This is a genomic window from Rahnella sp. Larv3_ips, assembly GCF_003697865.1.
Classification (GTDB): domain Bacteria; phylum Pseudomonadota; class Gammaproteobacteria; order Enterobacterales; family Enterobacteriaceae; genus Rahnella; species Rahnella rivi.
The window spans coordinates 722,279-741,917 of record NZ_MJIB01000004.1 but is presented as its reverse complement, the minus strand read 5'-3'; the positions used below and the strand labels follow the sequence as shown (position 1 = coordinate 741,917).

Genomic DNA, 19,639 nt, shown 5'->3' with positions numbered 1-19,639 from the left:
AAACCTGTTCAGAATGCCCGTTCGTCAGCGTACGAAACGGCGGAACCCGGCAAAAATGTGAACCCGGTTCCTGTTAAAAAAAGAATCATAAATGATTACTTTTCAATTAAAGGGAGAGTCATCATACTTCACCGCAAGGAAAGCGATTGTGTACGACGTAACCCTGTTACCCGGCGCTAAGAAAACGCATAAAACGCCTCCCAACGATTTAGCGCTGGCGATAAAACGCATGAAAACTGTCAAAAGGAATGAAACATGATTGACGATGATGATGACTATGAACTGATCCCCTTTAGCGTTGTGAAAGCGGAAGCGATGAAGAATCCCGAATTTGCCGCCGCGTACGCCGCTCACAAAATGCATAAAAAGATGGTGGCAGATCTTAAAGCCATGCGAATTGCCGAATCGCTGACGCAGGAAGATATTGCAAAACGTACCGGCATCAAAAAGCAAAATATCAGCCGCTTTGAAAACGGTGCTGCTTGCCCCACACTGAATACCGTCAGCCGTTACGCCGTCGCGCTTGGCGGTACCTTTGAATTTAAAAAACTCAGCTGACCGCCTGCCCGTGCGCGCCATACGCAGCGATAAACTCCCCGGCAATTGCCACGGCAATTTCTGCCGGGAGTTTGCCGCGCACATCCGGTAAACCGACCGGGCAGCGCATTCGCGCCAGCTGTTGATCCGAAATTCCTTTCCCCGATAACCGGTAATCGAAGCGTTTACGCTTGGTGTCGGAGCCTATCAGCCCGAAATAACGGAAATCTCCCCGCTTCAGGATGCGTTCGCTCAGGGCGAAATCCAGCTGGTGATCGTGCGTCAGCACCATGAAATAGCTGCCAGCGGGCATTTGTGCCACTGTCCCTTCCGGTTCTTCATCCACGATGCAGGTGATGTGCGGATCCACCTGCGCAGGAAACTCACTGGCGCGCGCATCGACCCAGGTAATGCGGCAAGGCAACGTGCTGAGGATATTCACCAGCGCCCGCCCGACGTGCCCCGCGCCGTAAACCACCACATGCGGCTGCGGCTGCCCGAGCGGTTCGAGCAACACCGACGCCATACCGCCACAACATTGCCCCAGCCGCGCCCCTAACGAAAAACGTTCAAAGCGGCTGGTTTGTGCGCCCTGCTGCAACATCTCGCGGGCAATCGCCGTGACCTGAAACTCAAGGTTACCGCCGCCCAGCGTATAAAATTGCTGCCCGGCGGTGATCAGCATTTTGCTGCCCGCATCGCGCGGCGTGGAGCCCTGATTTTCCACCAGCGTCGCCACCACGCAGGGTTCCCCGCGACGTTGCAGGTCCTGTAAACGGGTGATCCAGTCATCTGTACGCATGAAAACCTCCGTTAGCCGGTGACGCGGGCGGTGGCCGGCTCAGGATAAGTGACGACGTCACCATGAAACATCAACTGATTGACCGCATTCAGCACTCTTTCCGGCGTGGCGGGTGCATCCAGATGCGGATGTACGCGGTAATCCGCCAGGCTGGCGACGGCATCTTTGATCGCACACCAGACTGAAATCCCGAGCATAAATGGCGGTTCGCCCACGGCTTTGGAATGGAAAACCGTGTCTTCCGGGTTCTTGCGGTTCTCCACCAGTTTCACGCGCAGATCCTGCGGAATGTCGCCAATGGCCGGAATTTTGTAGGCTGCCGGGCCGCTGGTCATTAACCGCCCCTGGTCGTTCCACACCAGCTCCTCCGTGGTCAGCCAGCCCATGCCCTGCACGAATCCGCCTTCTACCTGACCGATATCAATGGCCGGATTCAGCGAATCACCGACGTCGTGCAGAATGTCCGCACGCAGCAATTTGTATTCCCCGGTCAGGGTATCGACCAGCACTTCCGCGCATGCCGCGCCATAGGAGAAGTAATAGAACGGGTGTCCGGCCGCTTTGCTGCGATCGTAGAAAATCTTCGGCGTTTTGTAGTAGCCGGTGCTGGAGAGCGGCACCTGATTCAGCCAGCACTGGGTGGCGACCTGCTCAAAACTGAAATACAGATCTTTCACCCGCACCTGCCCGTTACTGAAGGTGATGTCCGTTTCCTGCGCATCATGAACGCGCATCAGCATTTCAGTCATGCGACCTTTGATGATCTCCGCGGCGTTTTGCGCGGCTTTACCGTTCAGGTCTGCGCCGGAGGAAGCAGCAGTCGGCGAAGTATTTGGCACTTTACCGGTATCGGTGGCGGTGATCTGAATCCGGCTGATATCCACCTGAAACACTTCGGCCACCACCTGCGCGACTTTGGTGTTCAGCCCTTGTCCCATTTCGGTGCCGCCGTGGTTGAGCTGAATGCTGCCGTCGGTATACACCAGCACCAGCGCGCCCGCCTGGTTAAGAAAACTGGCGGTGAACGAAATACCGAATTTTACCGGCGTCAGCGCCAGCCCTTTTTTCAGATAGCGATTACTGCGGTTAAATTGTGTGACAACGTCACGCCTTGCCGTGTATTCCGCGCTCTCTTCCAGCTGTTGGGTCATCTCCTGCAGCAGATTTTGGCCGACCGGCTGGTGGTAATGCGTCACGTTGCGGCTGTCGTGACCGTAATAGTTATTTTTGCGCACGGTCAGCGGATCCATCCCCAGCTCGCGTGCAATGTGATCGACGATATGTTCAATCGCCACGATGCCCTGCGGGCCGCCGAATCCGCGATACGCGGTATTCGAGGCCATATTGGTTTTGCAGCGGTAACCGGTGATCAGCGCATCGCCGAGGTAATAGGCGTTATCAGAATGGAACATGGCGCGGTCTACGATAGAACCGGAGAGATCCAGCGAATAACCGCAGTTGGCTGCCAGTTTGATGTCGATACCGTGGATCACGCCGTCATCGGTAAACCCGACGTCATAACTGACGTGGAACGGATGCCGTTTACCGGTGATCAGCATGTCGTCCTGACGCGCCAGACGCATTTTCGCCGGACGTCCGGTCAGATGCGCGGCCAGTGCCGCCAGACACGCCGTCCCCGCTGCCTGCGTCTCTTTGCCGCCGAAACCGCCGCCCATGCGGCGCATATCGACCACCACTTTATGCATTGGCAAATCCAGCACCGAGGCCACCAGTTTCTGCACTTCGGTCGGATGTTGTGTCGAGCTGTACACCAGCATCGCGCCGTCTTCGCCGGGCATCACGGAGGCAATCTGCGTCTCAAGATAAAAATGCTCCTGCCCGCCAATTTCCAGTTCACCCTGCAAACGGTGCGGCGCACAGGCCAGCGCCATTTCCGCATCACCGCGCTTATGCTGATGCGGCTCTTCCACGTAATGTTCCAGCGCCAGCGCCTGTTTCACGGTCAGAACGGCGTCACGCGGCTGATATTCCACTTTCGCCAGTGCCACGGCGGCACGGGCGGCTTCCATCGATGTAGCGGCCACCACCAGCACAATCTGACCGACATACTGCACGGTGCCCTGCGCCATCAGCGGATCGCCAACGGTGAGTGGCGCGATATCCGGGTTGCCGGGCACATCTTCTGCGGTCATCACCCGCACCACGCCCGGCACGGTGTAACAAGGTTCAGTATCGATATGCAGAATATCCGCGTGCGCATGCGGGCTGAGCAGCGGCACCAGGTGCAGCTGACCGGGGAACTCCAGCCGGTCATCGACATACACCGCTTCGCCGCTGACGTGTTTATCCGCACTTTCGTGTTTCTGGCTTTTGCCGACGCCGCTCTGTAACCCGGCGCGAAACTGCGCTTCCATCTCCGCCTGAGACAGTGAAGGTTTGGATTCAGACATAGTGAGTTACCCGCATCAGTGTTTCAGGAGAAGTCATTTCGATATGGCAGCGGCGCAGCAGATTTTTCGCCACCTGCATGCGGTATTCGCGGCTGGCGCGAAAATCACTGATCGGGGTGAAATCCTGCGTCAGCGCCTGACAGGCACGCTCGACGGTGGCCGTCTGCCACGGCTGGCCGAGCAACTGCGCTTCGCAGCAGGTGGCCCGTTTCGCCACTTCCGCCATCCCGCCGAACGCCACGCGGGCATGGACCACCACGCCGTTTTGCACTTCGATATGCAAAGCAGCACAGACGGCGGAAATGTCATCCTCAAGCCTTTTCGACACTTTATAAACCCGCAACTGACGCGCCGCCGAGGTGTTGCGCGGGATGCGGATTTGTTCAATAAATTCGCCGGGCTGTAACGCCGTTTTGCGATAGCCGAGAAAGAACTGATCGAGCGGCAATTCGCGCTGTTCAGCGCCACGCCGCAGCAATAAAGATGCGCCCAGCGCCAGCAGCACCGGCCCGCCGTCACCGATGGGCGACGCGTTAGCGATATTGCCGCCAAACGTGCCCTGATTGCGGATTTGCTGTGAGGCAAAACGCTCAAGCAGCTCGCCAAATTCCGGGAATTCATCATGTAAAACCGGCATACATTCGCTCAGCGGTGCCGCTGCGCCAATATGAATAGCCTGACCGGTCAGCGTAATGGTTTTGAGTTCGGGGATATGGCTCAGTGAAATCAGCTTGGGCAGGCGCTGATAGCGTTGTGTCACTTCCAGCGCCAGATCGGTGCCGCCCGCCACCAGACGGGAATCCGGCTCAGCAAGGTAGCGTTGCGCCAGGTGGTCAAGGCTCACCGGCTGTTCAGTGGCGGACATCGCGGCGAGTTTTGCCAGCGTTTGCAGGGCATCAGCATCAAACTGATCCGGCTCGGGGGCGTCACAAATGGCCTTCGCGGCATCCATGATCGGCCGGTAACCGGTGCAGCGGCACAGGTTGCCGGAAAGCGTTTCCTGCACGCCTTCCACCGTGTAAGCGGGCTTATTTTTCTCCATCGCAAACAGCGACATCACAAAACCCGGCGTGCAAAACCCGCATTGCGAGGCGTGATTGTCCACCATCGCCTGCTGAACGTGATGCAGTTTGCCGCGATGCTTTAAATCTTCCACGGTGATCAGCTGTTTGCCATGCACGGCGGGCATAAACGTCAGGCAGGCGTTGACGGTGCGGTACTGCAACTGGTCACCCTGTTTTTCCGCCAGCACCACGGTGCAGGCACCGCAGTCACCGGAGGCGCAGCCTTCTTTCGTGCCGCAACGTCCGGCGTCACGGCGCAGGTACTGTAAAACGGTGGTATCGGCGGGCAGATTTTCCGTGTGGATCCTGCCGTTCATCAGAAATTGGATCATACGGCACCTCCTTTTTTACAGCCGTTTAAAATCAGTGTCGTGACTTCATCGATAATGTGTTCACGCGCCTGCTCATCGCCCTCGAAATTGCCGTACATGTGTTTCACCTGCACCGCGAAATCAGCGTAATACTGCGTCACCGCCCAGATATGCATGATGAACAGACGGGCATCCAGCGCGCGGATTTTGCCCTGCACAATCCACTGATGGATCAAGTTCTCTTTGCCGGCAATGTTCTGCGTCGCCTGTGGCCAGTATTTCTGTAAATAGTGACCGCCGCCGAGCACCTCACTGGTGAAGATGCGTGAGAGTTCCGGCTGATCGAACGAGAAGTTGAGTTTGTTGCGGATATAGCGGCTGAGCACGTCTTCTGGCTCGCTGACAGACGGGTCGAACTGAATGATGTCGCCCCAGACTTTCAGCACTTTCTGCAAGAGTTCTTCGTAAAGCTCCTCTTTCCCCGCGATGTAATAGTGCAGCTGGGCTTTTTTGATCCCTGCGCGCTGAGCGATAGCCTGGGTGGTCGCGCCCTGAAAGCCTTTTTCACTGAATTCCGCAATCGCCGCCGCGTGGATATTCTCCAGAGTGCGTTCACGTGCAATGCGGACTTTGCCGCCGGTGTCATTGTTCATCATGCTGAACGCTCCCCCTGCAAAGCATCTCGCGCATAGACCTGTTCGCCATCCACATAGGTGCTGTACACATTGCGGTCATCGCCCAGCGTCATCAGTACAAACAGCTTTTCGGCCAGCGTTTTACTGTTACCGGCGCGCAGTTTTTGCAGCGCACTGACGCCCGGTTCGAGCACCACGAAATCCGCCTCTTTACCGGCGTTAAAATTGCCAATTTTGTCGTCGAGATGCAGCGCCCTCGCGCCGCCCAACGTGGCGTGATAAAAGGCTTCGAAAGCGGATAAACGGTAGCGCTGAAGCTGCCCGACTTTATAGGCTTCCGACAAGGTTTCCAGCATGTTGAACGTGGTACCGGCACCGACGTCGGTGCCCATGCCGACGCGCACCTGCTTCTGCCAGGATTTCTGCAAATTAAACAGGCCGCTGCCGAGAAACAGGTTGGAGGTCGGGCAAAACGCGATGGTCGAATCGGTGTCGTGCAGGCAATCCCACTCGCTGTCATCCAGATGCAGGCAGTGCGCAAACACGCAGCGTTCGCCGGTCAGGCCGTACTGATGATAAACGTCGAGATAATGCTGATGTTCGGGGTGCATTTCTTTCACCCACGACAGCTCCGCGACGTTTTCGCTCAGATGGGTATGCATGTAAACGTCGGGAAACTCCTGCCTGAGCAGCCGCACCTTCTGCAACAGTTCCGGCGAGGATGTCGGGGCAAAACGCGGCGTCAGCGCATAACTCAGGCGCTGACGGTTGTGCCAGCGCGCAATCAGCGCGCGCGTATCGCGTTCACTTTGTTCCGGCGTTTCCAGCAGGGCGTCAGGGGCGTTTTTGTCCATCATCACTTTACCCGCCACCATCCGCATATTGATATCTGCCGCTTCTTTAAACAGCGCATCGACGGATTGCGGATGTACGGTGCCGAACACCAGCGCCGTGGTGGTGCCGTTGAGTAACAGCTGATCGAGGAAGAATTTCGACATGCGCTTCGAATAGTCGGCGCAGTGATATTGCTGTTCGGTCGGGAAGGTATAACGGGTCAGCCACTCGAGCAGTTGCTCGCCGTAGGCGCCGATCATTTCGGTTTGCGGATAGTGAATATGCGTATCGACAAAGCCCGGCACGATCAGCTTGTCGCGGTAATCATCGATGTCCAGACCGGCGGTTTTTTGCGCCCGCGCCAGCCTGCCCTCGCCTTCCTGCCAGCTGCCCAGCCAGACAATATGCCCGCCGCTGAGCAACATCAGGCCGTCTTCGATATAACGCACCTGCGCTTCAACATCTTCCGGCGTTAACACCGGTTCGCGGATATCAAAGAAATTGCCGCGTACCGCGCGGGTGATGATCTGACTCATGGCATAGTCCTTCTCTGCAACATTCATATTCACGTTTGATAACAGAACATTTGCAAAGCTTATGCCAAATCTGACCAACCGGTCAGACCGTCCGGATGTTTTTTATGTCGGACAGCAACGCTACTTCAGCAGCACTTCATATTGCGGGTTGAATTCGTCGAAGATCGGCAGCGCCGCCGCACCGAGCGCAGGGGTGTCGCTGCCGGACATGCCGAGGCGAATGCGCGCACTCTGCGCATAGCGGCTGCGCACCGAATTATACAGCGGCGTCAGGCGCTTAATCAGCTTCTCCACCAGCGGTTTCGGCATGGTGCCGCCGATGATCACGCACTGCGCATCGAACACACATTCCATAATATTGATGGCCTGCAATGCCGGTTCCACCGCCGTATCCAGCCACTGGTCGAAGCGTTTTTCATCCACACTCAGCAGATCTTCCGGCATCGCCGAGGCCGGATCCAGGCCGCAGGCTTCGTACGCGGCCTGCAAAGAAAGGTAACGTTCGAGGCAGCCTTTGTTGCCGCAATAGCATTCGCGCCCGCCCGGTTGCACCACAATGTGGCCGACTTCGCCCGCATTGTGTGCATGGCCGGTATAAATTCGCCCGTCAGTGAAGATGCCTGCGCCCAGACCGGTACCGATATACAGATACACAAAGGAGGTTAATTGCTTGGCGACGCCGTGAAAACGTTCGCCAATAGCCGCCACCGTCGCATCGTTTTCCAGCGTCACCGGCCAGCCGGTCGCGGCGCTTAAACGGGCTTCAATATCAACGTTATCCCACCCGTGCAGCGTGGTCGGCCCCTGTGAGGAAATCCCTTCCACGCCAAACGGCCCCGGCATCACCACGCCGACGCCCAGAATTTTTCGCCAGTCAATTTTCACCTGTTGGCGCATTTCTTGCAGAACCTGATCGATCAGAGCCAGCGTGGGCTCTGGCTGCGGTTTCTGCACATGGAGCAGTTTGCGAAAGCGAACGGTTCCGGTCAGATCCACCAGCACAATCAGCAGCGACTGATGATCAAGATGGATGCCGATGGAATAGGCGCTGTCAGGATTGAGTGTCAGTGGCGTTGCTGGTTGACCACGGCCTCCCGCACGGCGCGGCAGGTGGGAGGACAGAATGCCCGCCTGCTCGAGTTCGGTGGCAATGTTGGAAACGGTTTGCGGCGTGAGCGACGTCAGCCGGGCAATTTCGGCACGGGTCAGTTCACCGTTAAGGCGAATGGCTTCGATCACCACCCGACGATTGTGAGCACGGGCGTGCTCGAGATTGGTGCCAGAAGTTGTTATCACATCCCTCTCCGCGGTGAAGACCTTGCGGGCAGTATGTGGCGAGTGATTACAGCAATCAAATTGATTTTATAAATAACAGAGTATGAATATGACGGTGGCATCACAGCTTTGAATGTTATTGCCATGTTAATAATAATCGTCAGTCACTATTCACTTTACGCTGTTTTGATATTCGCCTTAAAACCCGGTAGCACAATCCGGCAGGGACGCAGGGACTGGCAGAGTTATGCCTTCCCATTTTTTTTAGCCGATTAAAGCAATCAAATTGATTTAATAAACTTAACCCTGTTTCGGAGAATGACGATGAGCCTACGATTTACCCCTGCGGCCACCCTGTGCGCCCTCTCTGCCCTGACTCTTGGATATTCTGTCAATGCGCTGGCCCAAACCACCCTCAGCGCCCTGTTTATGACACAGGCGGCGTACAGCGAAGCGGATATCCGCGCCATGGCCGCTGATTTCACCAAGCAGCATCCGGATATCAAAGTGAATCTGGAATTCGTACCGTATGAAGCGCTGCACGACAAAATCGTCGCCGCGCGCGGTGCCGGTGACAAAGGTTATGACGTGGTGTTGTTCGATGCGATCTGGCCCGCCGAATTTAACAAATACGGTCTGTTGCAGGACGTGACGGCGCGTATTCCGGCGGAGGAAAGCAACAAGATTTTTGACGGTGCCATTTCCACCGTGACGTATAAAGACAAACGCTGGGGCATGCCGTGGATCCTCGATACCAAATATCTGTATTACAACAAAGCCATGCTGGCAAAGGCCGGGATCACCACGCCGCCCGCCACCTGGGCTGACGTTGAGAAACAGTCTGCGATCCTGAAAGAAAAAGGCATCGTCAAATATCCGCTGGTCTGGAGCTGGTCACAGTCCGAAGCATTGCTGTGCGATTACACCACCCTGGTTTCCGCGTTCAAGGGTGATTTCTACAAAGACGGCAAGCTGAACTTTACTAACTCCGGCGCCATGAAAGCCATCAGTTACATGAAAGAGACGCTGGATAAAGGGCTGACCAACCCGAACTCCCGCGAGTATCTGGAAGAGGACGTGCGTAAATCCTTCTCCAACGGCGATGCGGCTTTCGCGCTGAACTGGACCTACATGTACAACATGGCCAACGATCCGAAACAGAGCAAAGTGGCGGGTGACGTCGGAGTGATCCCGGCACCGGGTGAAACCGCAGGCGGCGCGTCCGGCGTTAACGGCTCGATGGGGCTGGGCATTGCCAAAGCCAGTGCGCATCCGGATCAGGCGTGGGAATTCATCAGCTACATGACCTCGCAGCCGGTGCAGAACAAATACGCCAAACTGAGCCTGCCAATCTGGAAATCCTCTTATGACGATCCGGCAGTGCAAAAAGATCAGGAGCAACTGATTGCGGCGGCGAAAACCTCGCTGAACGTGATGCTCTCGCGCCCGGTCACGGCGGATTACTCCCGTTTATCCAATATCTTGCAGCAAAATATTCAGGCGGTATTGCAGGGAAAAACCCCGGCACAGGACGGTATGGAAGCCGCAACCCAAGCTGCTGATCGTTTACGTTAATTTCGCGACCAACACCAAAAATACCCGCCATAGCCTGACTATGGCGGGACGGGAAAACTGAATGCTGACATTACCGCAACGTGAGAAACGTCAGGCCTGGTTGCTGCTCGCGCCCATGCTTCTGATGATGTTCTTACTCACCGCCTGGCCGCTTGTCCGTACGTTGTGGCTGAGTTTTACCGATGCCGGTCTGATTGGCGACGGCTCTGCGCCCAACTGGGTGGGCAGCGAGAACTTTTTGTATGCGCTGACCGACCCTGATTTTCGCGCCGCACTCTGGCGCACGCTGTATTTCACCGTGGTGTCGGTGGTGATTGAAGGCATCATCGGCGTACTGGTGGCGCTGTTGCTGAACCAGCCATTTTGGGGACGCAGCGCCCTGCGCGTGCTGGTGATTTTGCCCTGGGCACTGCCGACTATCGTCAACGCCACCCTGTGGCGGCTGAATTTCAATCCGGATTACGGCAGCATCAACGCCCTGCTTTCCCAGCTCGGGCTGATTGATACCTACCGCAGCTGGCTGGGCGATCCCTCTTCGGCGATCAATGCGGTGATGTTTGCGGATATCTGGAAAAACTATCCGCTGATCACCCTGCTGGTGCTGGCGGCGTTACAGACCATTCCGGAAGATTTGTTCGAAGCCGCACGGCTCGACGGCGCATCGGCTTTCCGCCGTTTTCGCAAAATTACCTTACCGGCGATTGCCGCACCGCTGGCCGTGGCGCTGATCCTGCGCACCATTGATGCCTTTAAAGTTTTCGACATCATTTATGTCATGACCCGAGGCGGCCCGCTCGACAGCACCAAAACCGTCAGCTTCTTTGTCTATCAGGAGTCGTTCAGTTATCTGCGCGCTGGCAGCGGTGCCGCGTACGCGATACTGATGACCTTAATCTGCGCCCTGCTGATCACGATTTACATGGTGATGTTGCTGCGCCAGCGCCGTTCAGGGAGCACAGAATGAAACAGAAAATCCGGCTTGTTTTACGCTATTTCGCTGCACTGGTGCTGGCGGTGTCGATTCTTGCCCCCCTGCTGTGGATGTTCCTGATGAGCGTCAGCTCGGCGGAAGATCTGACCCGCATTCCGCTGGAATGGCTGCCGCGTCACTGGGATTTCAGCCGTTATGCCAGCCTGCTGACCTTACAGGCCGGCACGCCGGGCGCGCTGTTCCTGCATGCGCTCGGTAACAGTTTGCTGGTGGCCTGCGGAGCCACACTGGTTTCGCTGCTGCTGGCGATCCCGGCCGCTTACAGCTTCTCGCGCTATCCGGGCCGTGACGGCTGGCTGTTCGGCAGCCTGGCAATTTACATGGTGCCACCGGTGGCGTTCGTTCTGCCGCTGTACTTCATCCTGCAACAGCTGACGCTGCTCAATACCCACCTCGGGCTGATTCTGGTGTATTGCTCGATGATCCTGCCGTTCCTGACCTGGATGCTGAAAAACCAGTTCGACGCGCTGCCGGTGGATATCGAACAGGCTTCCCGCCTCGACGGGCTGCGCTACTGGCAGGTTTTGCTGCGCATCACCCTGCCGCTGGCAAAACCGGCGCTCGGCGCCTCGGCCATGTTTGGCTGGCTGCTGGCCTGGGACGAATTTTTCTACGCCCTGCTGTTTACCAACAATATCGACGCCCAGACGCTGCCGGTCACCATTGCCGGGTTCACCGCCGGGCGCGCCACCGATGACGGGCTGATCGCCGCCGTTGGCATTCTTGCGGCCATTCCGCCGCTCTTTATTGCGCTTTGGCTGCAAAAAACCATGGTCAGCGGGTTAACCGCCGGCGGCAGCAAAGGCTGATTATGAACACCAGGGAATTCTCATCAATGACAACCAGACCGCAGACCCGCGCCACGCTGTATGTGGCGGGCAACATCAACGTGGATTTGATCATGAGCACGCTGCACGCATGGCCGAAAAAAGGCACCGAAGCGATGCTCGAAAGCAGTTCATTGCGCCCCGGCGGTTCTGCCGGAAACTGCGCGCTGGCGCTCTCCGCCCTCGGATCCCCTTTCCGGCTGGTGGCCAATCAGGGCAACGACCAGTTCAGCGGCTGGCTGGCGGGCATGTTTCCTGAGAGCGCCCCAGGCTGGCCGACCTGCGAATGCGAAACCTCGCTGACGTTTGGCGTTACGCACCCTGATCACGAAAGAACCTTTTTCAGCAATCAGGGGCACATCGTGCGCCTTTCCATGCAGGACGTGCTGGCGCAAATCCCTGAAACGGCGCAGGCCGGTGACTGGGTATTGCTGTGCGGCACCTGGCTGTGTACGGCGCTTTATGCTGACTATCCGCAACTGCTGGCCGTGCTTAAACAGCGCGGCTATCAGGTGGCGGTGGACAGCGGCTGGCCGCCGGAAGACTGGAGCGATGCGCTGCGTGACCAGGCATCAACATGGCTGCCGTATTGCGACGCGCTGCTGCTTAATGAAGTGGAAACCCTCGGGCTGGCGGATGCGGCCACGCTGGATATCGCCGCGCTGACGCTGCTTGCGCAGATGGCGGAAAACGCCTTTTGCGTGGCGAAATGCGGCCCGGAAGGCGCGCGGCTGTGGTCGAAAAACCTGACGCTGCATCAGCACGCGGAACCGGTCGATGTGGTGGATACCATCGGTGCCGGAGACAGTTTTAACGCCGGATTTTTATCCGCGCTGATTTATGGCCTGCCGCCTGCCACGGCGCTGCAATGGGGTGTCCGCGTCGCCGGTTGTGCGATTGGCAGTTCCCCGCGCCGTTATCCTGACTGGCAATCGCTTTTTGGCCTTGTGGAGAAAATCTAAATGGCTCTGGTAGAACTGGTAAAAGTCGCCAAACATTATGGCAAAGTGCAGGTGTTGAAACCGCTGGATCTGACCATCCCTGACGGCAGTTTCACCGTGCTGGTTGGCCCGTCGGGCTGCGGAAAATCCACCCTGCTGCGCCTGCTGGCCGGGCTGGAATCGCTGTCTGACGGCGACATTCTGCTCGATAAACAGCAAATCAATAATTTCGACCCGGCCGACCGGGATATCGCCATGGTATTCCAGAGTTACGCGCTGTATCCGCACCTGACGGTGGCCGAAAATATGGCGTTCCACATGCAGGTTAAGAAAGTGCCGAAAGCCGAGCAGCAGGCCAAAGTGCAACAGGCCGCTAAAGTTCTGGGGATTGATCACCTGCTCAAACGTCTGCCGAAAGATTTGTCCGGCGGCCAGCGCCAGCGTGTCGCCATGGGCCGTGCGCTGGTGCGAAATCCGAAAGTGTTCCTGTTCGATGAACCCCTGTCTAACCTTGACGCCCAGTTGCGCATGGAGCTGCGTGCTGAGATAAAATCACTACACCAGCAGTTTCGCACCACCACCGTTTACGTCACGCATGATCAGGTCGAGGCCATGACGCTGGCCGATAATATCGTGGTGATGAAAGACGGATTTATCGTGCAACAGGGCGACCCGCTGTCGATTTACGACAAACCGGTTAACACCTTTGTGGCTCGGTTTATCGGCTCACCGCCCATGAACCTGCTCAGCGGTGTCTTCCGCAATATTGACGGACAGCCAGGCGTGACCTGCGATCAACTGTGGTTCGCCCTGCCGGAGAAATGGGCATTGCAGGCGCGGCACGCCGAGGGAAAACCGGTGACCCTGGGGCTGCGTCCGCACGACTTAAAACCTGTGCCGGTAAGCACGCAGCCTGCCGCCACATTGCGCTTGCTGGAAGTCACCGGCGAAAGCAGCCTGCTGCACATCGACTGGAGTGGATTCCCGCTGCACGTGCAGTTTGCCGGACGCGCCCGCGTCAGCGCCGACCAGCCGTTGTATCTCGAGGCCAACAGCGAAGCGATTCATTTGTTTGATGTGACAACGGGAGAACGGCTGGCGGAGGAATAAAAGGTAAAGACCCCGACAAAACGGGGTCTTTATTCGTGCGATAACGGTAAAATTTAATTATTGCAGAAGGTTAAAACTCGCGACCATTTCATTATTGGCTTTCATCGCATGATTAAAGGTTCCTTCAACCATCGCTGATGATTTCTGGTCAGTGAGCTGTGCCTTTTCCGCTTCGGTGAATGGCTGGTTATCCCGCACATGATTAATTCGCTGTTGCGCGGCCAGCACGTATTCTTCAATATTTTTAATCAGCTTGCTGTAGTCCTGCGGTTTTTCCCCGGTGTTCGCGGAAGGCTGCTTCATCACGTCAAGAGAGGCCTGTATTTCGCTCACAATACGCGTGGCAGATTCGGCTGAAAATTTATCCTGCACCAGTATCGCATTCAGCTTTTTAGCATTTATCACGATGGACAAAGCATGATAGCGGACATTTTTACCCTCCGATTGTTCGATTTCCTGCAAACGGGCGAGTTGTTGTGCATCGCTAACGGTATCAATTGCGCTTCTGAACGCCGCAGAATCTGAATTAAATGACTTCAGTTTATTCATAAGTTCAGCGTGTGAAGTTTTTCCTTTCAGGAAGGCATCTTTCTTATAATCCTCTTGCTGATAATATTGACTCAGAGAATTCATCACCTCACTCAAACTGTTTGCTGACTTTATGAAATTAAGCGCCGCACGATCCAGTTCTGGAATACCCGGTTGCCGTTCAGCTGCCAGTGGCATTTTATTATTACAAAACTCTAATAATTTGCTATTAACAGGACTCATTCCCGACACTTCAGTTTCATTCCCTGCTGGCCCCTGATCAACATCTTTTACCCAGCTTGAATATTGGTTAAAGGAATGATTAATTCCTGCATCCAGCAGGCTGTAGCATTTAATGTAGATCTGCATTTTTGCGGCAACCACTGCCGCTGAGGCTTTCTGGGCAGCCTGTGTAGGGGATTTTTCAGCTGTATCAGCCGCTTTGGCAGCCACATGAGCAGGCTTAGGCTCAGCCTTTTTATCATCACAACCTGATAACGCAACCAGAATTGATGAAAAGAGCACTGCGTATATAAATTTATTATTCATAATGAGATTAACTTCATTCCTGTGAGGTAAAAATATCGAATGAACAAATAACTATCGATAGGACATATAAAATATGAATATCAAAATAATTCAACACACTGATGAATCATTGCCATTATTAATAAACAGGCCGGGCATTATGTTCCACCTGAACAATGATGACTATTTAAATGTGCGAAATGATATTGCCAGCACGTATTTACGCCTCGCGTATTAACCCTGCGCGACATATCAGAGGGAAAAAAACGCGTAAGCGTTAAAGGAATGATTAACAGATAACCTTTCCTGTTATTCACCGTTGACGCCACACCCCGATGCGCTATGCTCAGGCATTGCCTGTTTCATTAGCGCGCTTACCTTCTATGAGCTTCTTCCCAAACAAAAAATTCTCGCTGCCGCCCGGTTCTGCTTTGCCATTACTGGTGGCAGGCGCGTTCTTTATGGAAAACCTCGATGCCACGGTGATCGTGACTGCGCTGCCGCAGATGGCGAAAGATTTCGGGGTGCATCCGGTGGATATGAATATCGGTGTGTCGGCGTACATTCTGACGCTCACGGTATTTATTCCCGCCAGCGGCTGGATTGCAAACCGTTTCGGCACCCGCAATGTTTTCTCGCTGGCGCTGGTGTTGTTCACTCTCGCCTCGGTGTTATGTTCCGCCAGCACCAGCCTGCCGACGTTTACCGCTGCCCGAATGTTGCAGGGCTTTGCCGGTGCGCTGATGGTGCCGGTCGGGCGGTTGGTGGTGCTGAAAAACACCCGGAAATCGGATTTGATCCGCGCCATCGCCACCATCACCTGGCCGGGGCTGGTCGCCCCCATTCTCGGACCGCCGCTCGGCGGATTTATCACCACCTATGCCTCATGGCACTGGATCTTTATCCTCAACGTGCCGCTCGGGTGTATTGCTCTGTGGTTTAGCCGGAAACTGATCCCGCTTATTCCCGGCGAAAAAGGCGTACCCTTCGATGTGACCGGATTTGTGCTGACCGGGATTGCCTGCCTCGGGCTGATTTTCGGGCTGGATAAATTCAATGAAGGGCGTATCGACTGGAAACCTTTCGCGATGATCGGCGGCGCGCTGTTGACCGGGGCGCTGGCTATCTGGCATTCACGCCGGGCGGCGCACCCGTTGCTGCCGCTGACGGCGATGAAAATCAAAAGTTACGCGGTCACTATTTACGGCGGTTCGCTGTTTCGTATTGCCATCGGTGCCCTGCCGTTTCTGCTGCCGCTGATGTTCCAGCTCGGTTACGGCATGAGTGCTTTTAATGCCGGTTTGCTGGTGCTCGCGGTTTTTGCCGGAAATCTGGCGATGAAGCCTTTTACCTCAGCGATTTTGCACCGCTTCCGCTTTAAGTCGATTATGCTGGTTAACGGCCTGATCAATTCTGCGACCATTTTTGCCTGTGCGCTGTTAACGCCAAACGTGCCGACGGCGCTGACGCTGCTGCTGTTATTCGCCAGCGGCATGAGCCGCTCGATGCAGTTCACTGCCCTCAATACGCTGGCCTTTTCGCAGGTGCCCTCTGAACAAATGGGGGGCGCGAATACGCTGTTTAACACCGCGCAGCAGCTTTCTACCGGGCTGGGTATCGCCATCGGCGCGCTTTCCCTGCGCATCGCCGAACATTTTCTGCCCGCCAGCGACACGTTGCAGACCGGCACGTTTCATATTGCTTTTATCATCATCGGCCTGTTTTCTCTGGCCGGTACGCTCGACAGCCTGACGCTCGACAAAACGGCAGGCGATGAAATACGACGCAAAAAAGAATCTGTAACCCCACCGGCTGTACCGGAAAAATAATGGCGCAGCCAGACTGAAATTACGTATCCGAAAAATGGAGTTAAACCATGGAATACCGTCTGTTAGGCCGCTCTGGCCTGAAAGTTTCAGTTTTAAGCCTCGGCACCATGACATTTGGTGGTCAGGGCAAATTCGCAAAAACCGGGCAAACCGACGTTGAGGCCGCTCAGCGCCAGATAGGATTATGTCTGGACGCCGGTATCAATCTGTTCGATACCGCCGATGTTTATTCAGGCGGTGAATCAGAAGTGATCCTCGGTAAGGCGCTCGGCGACAAACGCCATGACGTGCTGGTCGCCAGTAAAGCCCGCTTCCCGATGGGCGAAGGTCCGAACGATCGCGGTTCGTCACGTCATCACATTCTGCGCGCCTGCGAAGCCAGCCTGAAGCGTCTGAATACGGATTATCTGGATTTGTATCAGTTGCATGAATGGGACGGCCTGACGCCGCTGGAAGAAACCCTGCGCGCGCTCGACGATCTGGTCAGCAGCGGGAAAGTGCGGTACGTCGGTATCTCTAATTTCTCCGCCTGGCATGTGATGAAAACGCTGGGCGTGGCCGATGCCCATCATTATATCCGCCCGGTCAGCCAGCAAATCCATTACACCCTGCAGGCCCGCGAAGCCGAATACGAGTTGCTGCCCGCCGCGCAAGATCAGGGGCTGGGTACGCTGGTCTGGAGCCCGCTGGCAGGCGGCCTGCTCTCCGGTAAATATCGCCGCAATCAGGCTGCGCCGGAAGGCACCCGCCATCTGGCAGACTGGGGCGAGCCGCCGGTGCGTGATGAAAGCGCGCTGTACGACGTGGTCGATGTGCTGGTCTGTATCGCCGAAGCCCGTGGCGTTTCCGCGGCGCAGATTGCGCTGGCCTGGCTGATTGCCCGCCCGCAGGTGACCTCGGTGATTGTCGGAGCGCGCAATGAAACTCAGTTGCAGGACAACCTGCTCGCCGCCGGTTTAACTCTCAATAATGAAGAAATTGAACGACTTAATCAGGTCAGTCAGTTGCCTTTGTTGTATCCTTATTGGCACCAGGCGCAGACGGCACCGGATCGTTTGTCCGCCGCGGATTTATCGCTGATTGCGCCCTATCTGAAAAAGTAACGGCAATAAAATGAAACGTAACACGGTCGGCAGAGAGTGCCGGTCGTGTTATTTTTGTGTTAATACTGTGAAGGTCTTTTTGAGTGCACTGAGCACCTTGCTTAAATATTGAGGATTACCGGGATGATTATTTTTGTTACCGGCGCCACTGCCGGATTTGGTGCAGAAATCGCACGCAGGTTTGTCAAAGAAGGTCATAAAGTGATTGCATCTGGCCGCCGCAAAGAGCGTCTGGACGACCTGAAAGCCGAACTGGGAGACGCGCTGTACGCTGTTGAGCTGGATGTCACTAACCGCGCATCCATCCAGGATGCCATCGACAGCCTGCCTGCTGACTGGCGCAACATCGACGTGCTGGTCAATAACGCCGGTCTGGCGCTTGGTCTGGAAAAAGCGGATAAAGCGTCGCTGGAAGACTGGGACAAAATGATCGACACCAACACCAAAGGGCTGGTGTACATGACCCGCGCCGTCTTGCCGGGCATGGTTGAGCGCAATACCGGGCATGTGATCAACATCGGTTCCACTGCCGGTAACTGGCCGTATGCCGGGGGTAACGTCTACGGCGCGACCAAAGCTTTTGTGCGTCAGTTCAGCCTGAACCTGCGCACCGATCTGCACGGCACTCACGTTCGCGTCACCAACATCGAACCGGGCCTGTGCGGCGGTACTGAATTCTCAAACATCCGCTTTAAGGGTGACGATGAGAAAGCCAGCAAAACCTACGACAACACTAACCCGCTGACCGCCACTGACGTTGCCGAATCCGTTTTCTGGGTGTCCACGCTCCCTGCGCACGTCAACATCAACAGCATCGAAATGATGCCAGTCAGCCAGTCTCTCGCCGGATTGCAGGTCCATCGCGAAGAGTGATCTTGCTTCCTGAACCTGATGAAAAATAATGAAAAGCAGCTCAGGCTGCTTTTTTTATTGGTTTATTTTGATGAAAAGCGGCATTTTGCACCTGAATTGTGCTGGTTGTATTTCGCACAAAGAGTTATGATCACCTCACAACACACAGGTTCTACTATGGAAGCCAATTTTGAGAACGGACTCGAATACTTACTGGAACTTAATGGCTGGATTAACTACACCACGTCAGGTTACTGGTGGAAAATTGAAGCCCGGCGCGTACCGAAAACGGTGACGGTTCCCCACGGCATTCGCTATAACCTGACTCTGCATGATAATCACGATCAGCGGGTCTATGGAATGGATAACAGTCATGCAGTGATCTCAGGCAAACGTGGCGTTTATCACGGCAGGTCCGTGACCTACGATCATCTGCATAAGGGAATCAGACAAAAAGGAACGCCCTACATGTTTACATCACCCTGCCAACTGCTTGACGATTTTTGGCAGGCAACAGACTCAATAATCAAGGATGTTAAGAGGTCCGAATGAAAGCACTTATTGGCGTAATGCCGGAAGAGATGGTTCGTCAGCGTATGCTGGCAATCCTTAAGGGCGACTATAAGCCAGCGGCGGATGAACCGAAAATTTGGTACAACTCACTGGCCGCACTGGCGCAGATCCTCAGCCCGGACAATATTGCATTGCTCAGCCTGATGTATGAGCGCAATCCGCAAACCCTGACAGAACTGGCGACACTTTCCGGGCGACATAAAAGCAACTTGTCCAAAACGCTGAAAACTCTCGAGAATCGTGGGTTTGTGAAGATGGTGGCTTTCGGTGCCAGGAAACGCCCGGTCGCGCTGTTTACGGAATTTGATATCCGCGTCGAGAATTTCCCCTCCGCTGCCAGAACGGCAGCCTGACTGACGGGTATGCCACTCACAAAA

18 protein-coding genes are annotated in these 19,639 nt (G+C 55.5%); 11 read left to right on the top strand and 7 right to left on the bottom strand.

The genetic code is table 11. From position 1 onward, the window contains the following. Positions 1-255 precede the first annotated feature (255 nt). Positions 256-558 carry a helix-turn-helix transcriptional regulator gene (locus ED901_RS05795; protein ID WP_056770523.1) on the top strand — a complete coding sequence of 101 codons (303 nt, stop codon included), beginning with the start codon at positions 256-258 and terminating at the stop codon, positions 556-558. On the opposite strand, the gene xdhC is transcribed toward ED901_RS05795, so the two are convergent. From xdhC to ED901_RS05765, 6 genes are all read right to left on the bottom strand, one after another. Further along, positions 551-1,339: a xanthine dehydrogenase accessory protein XdhC gene (gene xdhC, locus ED901_RS05790; RefSeq protein ID WP_122095273.1), complete on the bottom strand. Its 789-nt coding sequence runs from the start codon at positions 1,337-1,339 to the stop codon at positions 551-553. The two genes, ED901_RS05795 and xdhC, sit on opposite strands and share 8 nt — an antisense overlap. 11 nt (positions 1,340-1,350) lie before the next feature. Further along, a complete protein-coding gene (gene xdhB / locus ED901_RS05785; RefSeq protein ID WP_122095272.1) occupies positions 1,351-3,750 on the bottom strand; it encodes a xanthine dehydrogenase molybdopterin binding subunit in 2,400 nt (799 codons plus the stop codon). Next, positions 3,743-5,146: a xanthine dehydrogenase small subunit gene (gene xdhA / locus ED901_RS05780; RefSeq protein WP_122095271.1), complete on the bottom strand. Its 1,404-nt coding sequence runs from the start codon at positions 5,144-5,146 to the stop codon at positions 3,743-3,745. Before xdhA ends, xdhB begins: the two co-directional genes overlap by 8 nt. Further along, positions 5,143-5,781 (bottom strand): TetR family transcriptional regulator C-terminal domain-containing protein, encoded by a 639-nt coding sequence (locus tag ED901_RS05775; RefSeq protein ID WP_122095270.1) that lies wholly within the window; start codon positions 5,779-5,781, stop codon positions 5,143-5,145. The genes xdhA and ED901_RS05775 overlap by 4 nt, the downstream gene beginning before the upstream one ends. Next, positions 5,778-7,130, bottom strand: coding sequence for a guanine deaminase (gene guaD / locus ED901_RS05770; RefSeq protein WP_122095269.1), 1,353 nt, complete (start codon positions 7,128-7,130; stop codon positions 5,778-5,780). The genes ED901_RS05775 and guaD overlap by 4 nt, the downstream gene beginning before the upstream one ends. Positions 7,131-7,250: 120 nt before the next feature. Next, on the bottom strand, positions 7,251-8,423 hold the full coding sequence (locus ED901_RS05765) for an ROK family transcriptional regulator (RefSeq protein ID WP_205965082.1): 1,173 nt from the start codon (positions 8,421-8,423) through the stop codon (positions 7,251-7,253). 306 nt (positions 8,424-8,729) lie between these two features. Between ED901_RS05765 and ED901_RS05760 the strand changes: the two genes are divergently transcribed. The 5 genes from ED901_RS05760 to ED901_RS05740 all read left to right on the top strand — a co-directional run bounded on the left by ED901_RS05760 (position 8,730) and on the right by ED901_RS05740 (position 13,849). Next, positions 8,730-9,980, top strand: coding sequence for an extracellular solute-binding protein (locus tag ED901_RS05760; protein ID WP_122095267.1), 1,251 nt, complete (start codon positions 8,730-8,732; stop codon positions 9,978-9,980). Positions 9,981-10,041: 61 nt separating this feature from the next. Beyond that, positions 10,042-10,944, top strand: a complete 903-nt coding sequence (locus ED901_RS05755) for a carbohydrate ABC transporter permease (RefSeq protein WP_056770501.1) — start codon at positions 10,042-10,044, stop codon at positions 10,942-10,944. Continuing rightward, positions 10,941-11,780, top strand: a complete 840-nt coding sequence (locus ED901_RS05750; protein WP_122095266.1) for a carbohydrate ABC transporter permease — start codon at positions 10,941-10,943, stop codon at positions 11,778-11,780. Before ED901_RS05755 ends, ED901_RS05750 begins: the two co-directional genes overlap by 4 nt. A 26-nt stretch (positions 11,781-11,806) precedes the next feature. Beyond that, a complete protein-coding gene (locus tag ED901_RS05745; protein WP_122095265.1) occupies positions 11,807-12,760 on the top strand; it encodes a carbohydrate kinase family protein in 954 nt (317 codons plus the stop codon). Next, complete coding sequence (locus tag ED901_RS05740; protein WP_122095264.1) at positions 12,761-13,849, top strand: ABC transporter ATP-binding protein; 1,089 nt, start codon at positions 12,761-12,763, stop codon at positions 13,847-13,849. It begins immediately after the preceding gene. A gap of 57 nt (positions 13,850-13,906) precedes the next feature. Here the strand turns inward: ED901_RS05740 and ED901_RS05735 are convergent, their stop codons facing one another. Beyond that, positions 13,907-14,926: a DUF3829 domain-containing protein gene (locus ED901_RS05735; protein WP_122095263.1), complete on the bottom strand. Its 1,020-nt coding sequence runs from the start codon at positions 14,924-14,926 to the stop codon at positions 13,907-13,909. 362 nt (positions 14,927-15,288) lie between these two features. Between ED901_RS05735 and ED901_RS05730 the strand changes: the two genes are divergently transcribed. From ED901_RS05730 to ED901_RS05710, 5 genes are all read left to right on the top strand, one after another. Next, positions 15,289-16,734: an MFS transporter gene (locus ED901_RS05730; protein ID WP_240993872.1), complete on the top strand. Its 1,446-nt coding sequence runs from the start codon at positions 15,289-15,291 to the stop codon at positions 16,732-16,734. A gap of 47 nt (positions 16,735-16,781) precedes the next feature. After that, positions 16,782-17,837 (top strand): aldo/keto reductase, encoded by a 1,056-nt coding sequence (locus ED901_RS05725; RefSeq protein ID WP_122095261.1) that lies wholly within the window; start codon positions 16,782-16,784, stop codon positions 17,835-17,837. Positions 17,838-17,960: 123 nt separating this feature from the next. Beyond that, positions 17,961-18,710 carry a bifunctional NADP-dependent 3-hydroxy acid dehydrogenase/3-hydroxypropionate dehydrogenase YdfG gene (gene ydfG / locus ED901_RS05720; RefSeq protein ID WP_056770477.1) on the top strand — a complete coding sequence of 250 codons (750 nt, stop codon included), beginning with the start codon at positions 17,961-17,963 and terminating at the stop codon, positions 18,708-18,710. Positions 18,711-18,728: 18 nt separating this feature from the next. Then, positions 18,729-19,241 (top strand): hypothetical protein, encoded by a 513-nt coding sequence (locus ED901_RS05715; RefSeq protein ID WP_235533376.1) that lies wholly within the window; start codon positions 18,729-18,731, stop codon positions 19,239-19,241. Beyond that, positions 19,238-19,615, top strand: a complete 378-nt coding sequence (locus ED901_RS05710) for a MarR family transcriptional regulator (protein ID WP_056770475.1) — start codon at positions 19,238-19,240, stop codon at positions 19,613-19,615. Before ED901_RS05715 ends, ED901_RS05710 begins: the two co-directional genes overlap by 4 nt. The last annotated feature ends 24 nt before the right edge of the window (positions 19,616-19,639 follow it).

What these genes read in the sequence shown, in the direction of transcription:
- ED901_RS05740 (WP_122095264.1), top strand. Translation starts at nt 12,761, where the DNA reads ATGGCTCTGGTAGAACTGGTAAAAGTCGCCAAACATTATGGCAAAGTG.
- ED901_RS05710 (WP_056770475.1), top strand. Translation starts at nt 19,238, where the DNA reads ATGAAAGCACTTATTGGCGTAATGCCGGAAGAGATGGTTCGTCAGCGT.
- ED901_RS05755 (WP_056770501.1), top strand. Translation starts at nt 10,042, where the DNA reads ATGCTGACATTACCGCAACGTGAGAAACGTCAGGCCTGGTTGCTGCTC.
- guaD (WP_122095269.1), bottom strand. Translation starts at nt 7,130, where the DNA reads ATGAGTCAGATCATCACCCGCGCGGTACGCGGCAATTTCTTTGATATC.
- ED901_RS05750 (WP_122095266.1), top strand. Translation starts at nt 10,941, where the DNA reads ATGAAACAGAAAATCCGGCTTGTTTTACGCTATTTCGCTGCACTGGTG.
- ED901_RS05725 (WP_122095261.1), top strand. Translation starts at nt 16,782, where the DNA reads ATGGAATACCGTCTGTTAGGCCGCTCTGGCCTGAAAGTTTCAGTTTTA.
- ED901_RS05715 (WP_235533376.1), top strand. Translation starts at nt 18,729, where the DNA reads ATGAAAAATAATGAAAAGCAGCTCAGGCTGCTTTTTTTATTGGTTTAT.
- xdhA (WP_122095271.1), bottom strand. Translation starts at nt 5,146, where the DNA reads ATGATCCAATTTCTGATGAACGGCAGGATCCACACGGAAAATCTGCCC.
- ED901_RS05775 (WP_122095270.1), bottom strand. Translation starts at nt 5,781, where the DNA reads ATGATGAACAATGACACCGGCGGCAAAGTCCGCATTGCACGTGAACGC.
- xdhC (WP_122095273.1), bottom strand. Translation starts at nt 1,339, where the DNA reads ATGCGTACAGATGACTGGATCACCCGTTTACAGGACCTGCAACGTCGC.
- ED901_RS05760 (WP_122095267.1), top strand. Translation starts at nt 8,730, where the DNA reads ATGAGCCTACGATTTACCCCTGCGGCCACCCTGTGCGCCCTCTCTGCC.
- ED901_RS05730 (WP_240993872.1), top strand. Translation starts at nt 15,289, where the DNA reads ATGAGCTTCTTCCCAAACAAAAAATTCTCGCTGCCGCCCGGTTCTGCT.
- ED901_RS05745 (WP_122095265.1), top strand. Translation starts at nt 11,807, where the DNA reads ATGACAACCAGACCGCAGACCCGCGCCACGCTGTATGTGGCGGGCAAC.
- xdhB (WP_122095272.1), bottom strand. Translation starts at nt 3,750, where the DNA reads ATGTCTGAATCCAAACCTTCACTGTCTCAGGCGGAGATGGAAGCGCAG.
- ydfG (WP_056770477.1), top strand. Translation starts at nt 17,961, where the DNA reads ATGATTATTTTTGTTACCGGCGCCACTGCCGGATTTGGTGCAGAAATC.
- ED901_RS05795 (WP_056770523.1), top strand. Translation starts at nt 256, where the DNA reads ATGATTGACGATGATGATGACTATGAACTGATCCCCTTTAGCGTTGTG.
- ED901_RS05735 (WP_122095263.1), bottom strand. Translation starts at nt 14,926, where the DNA reads ATGAATAATAAATTTATATACGCAGTGCTCTTTTCATCAATTCTGGTT.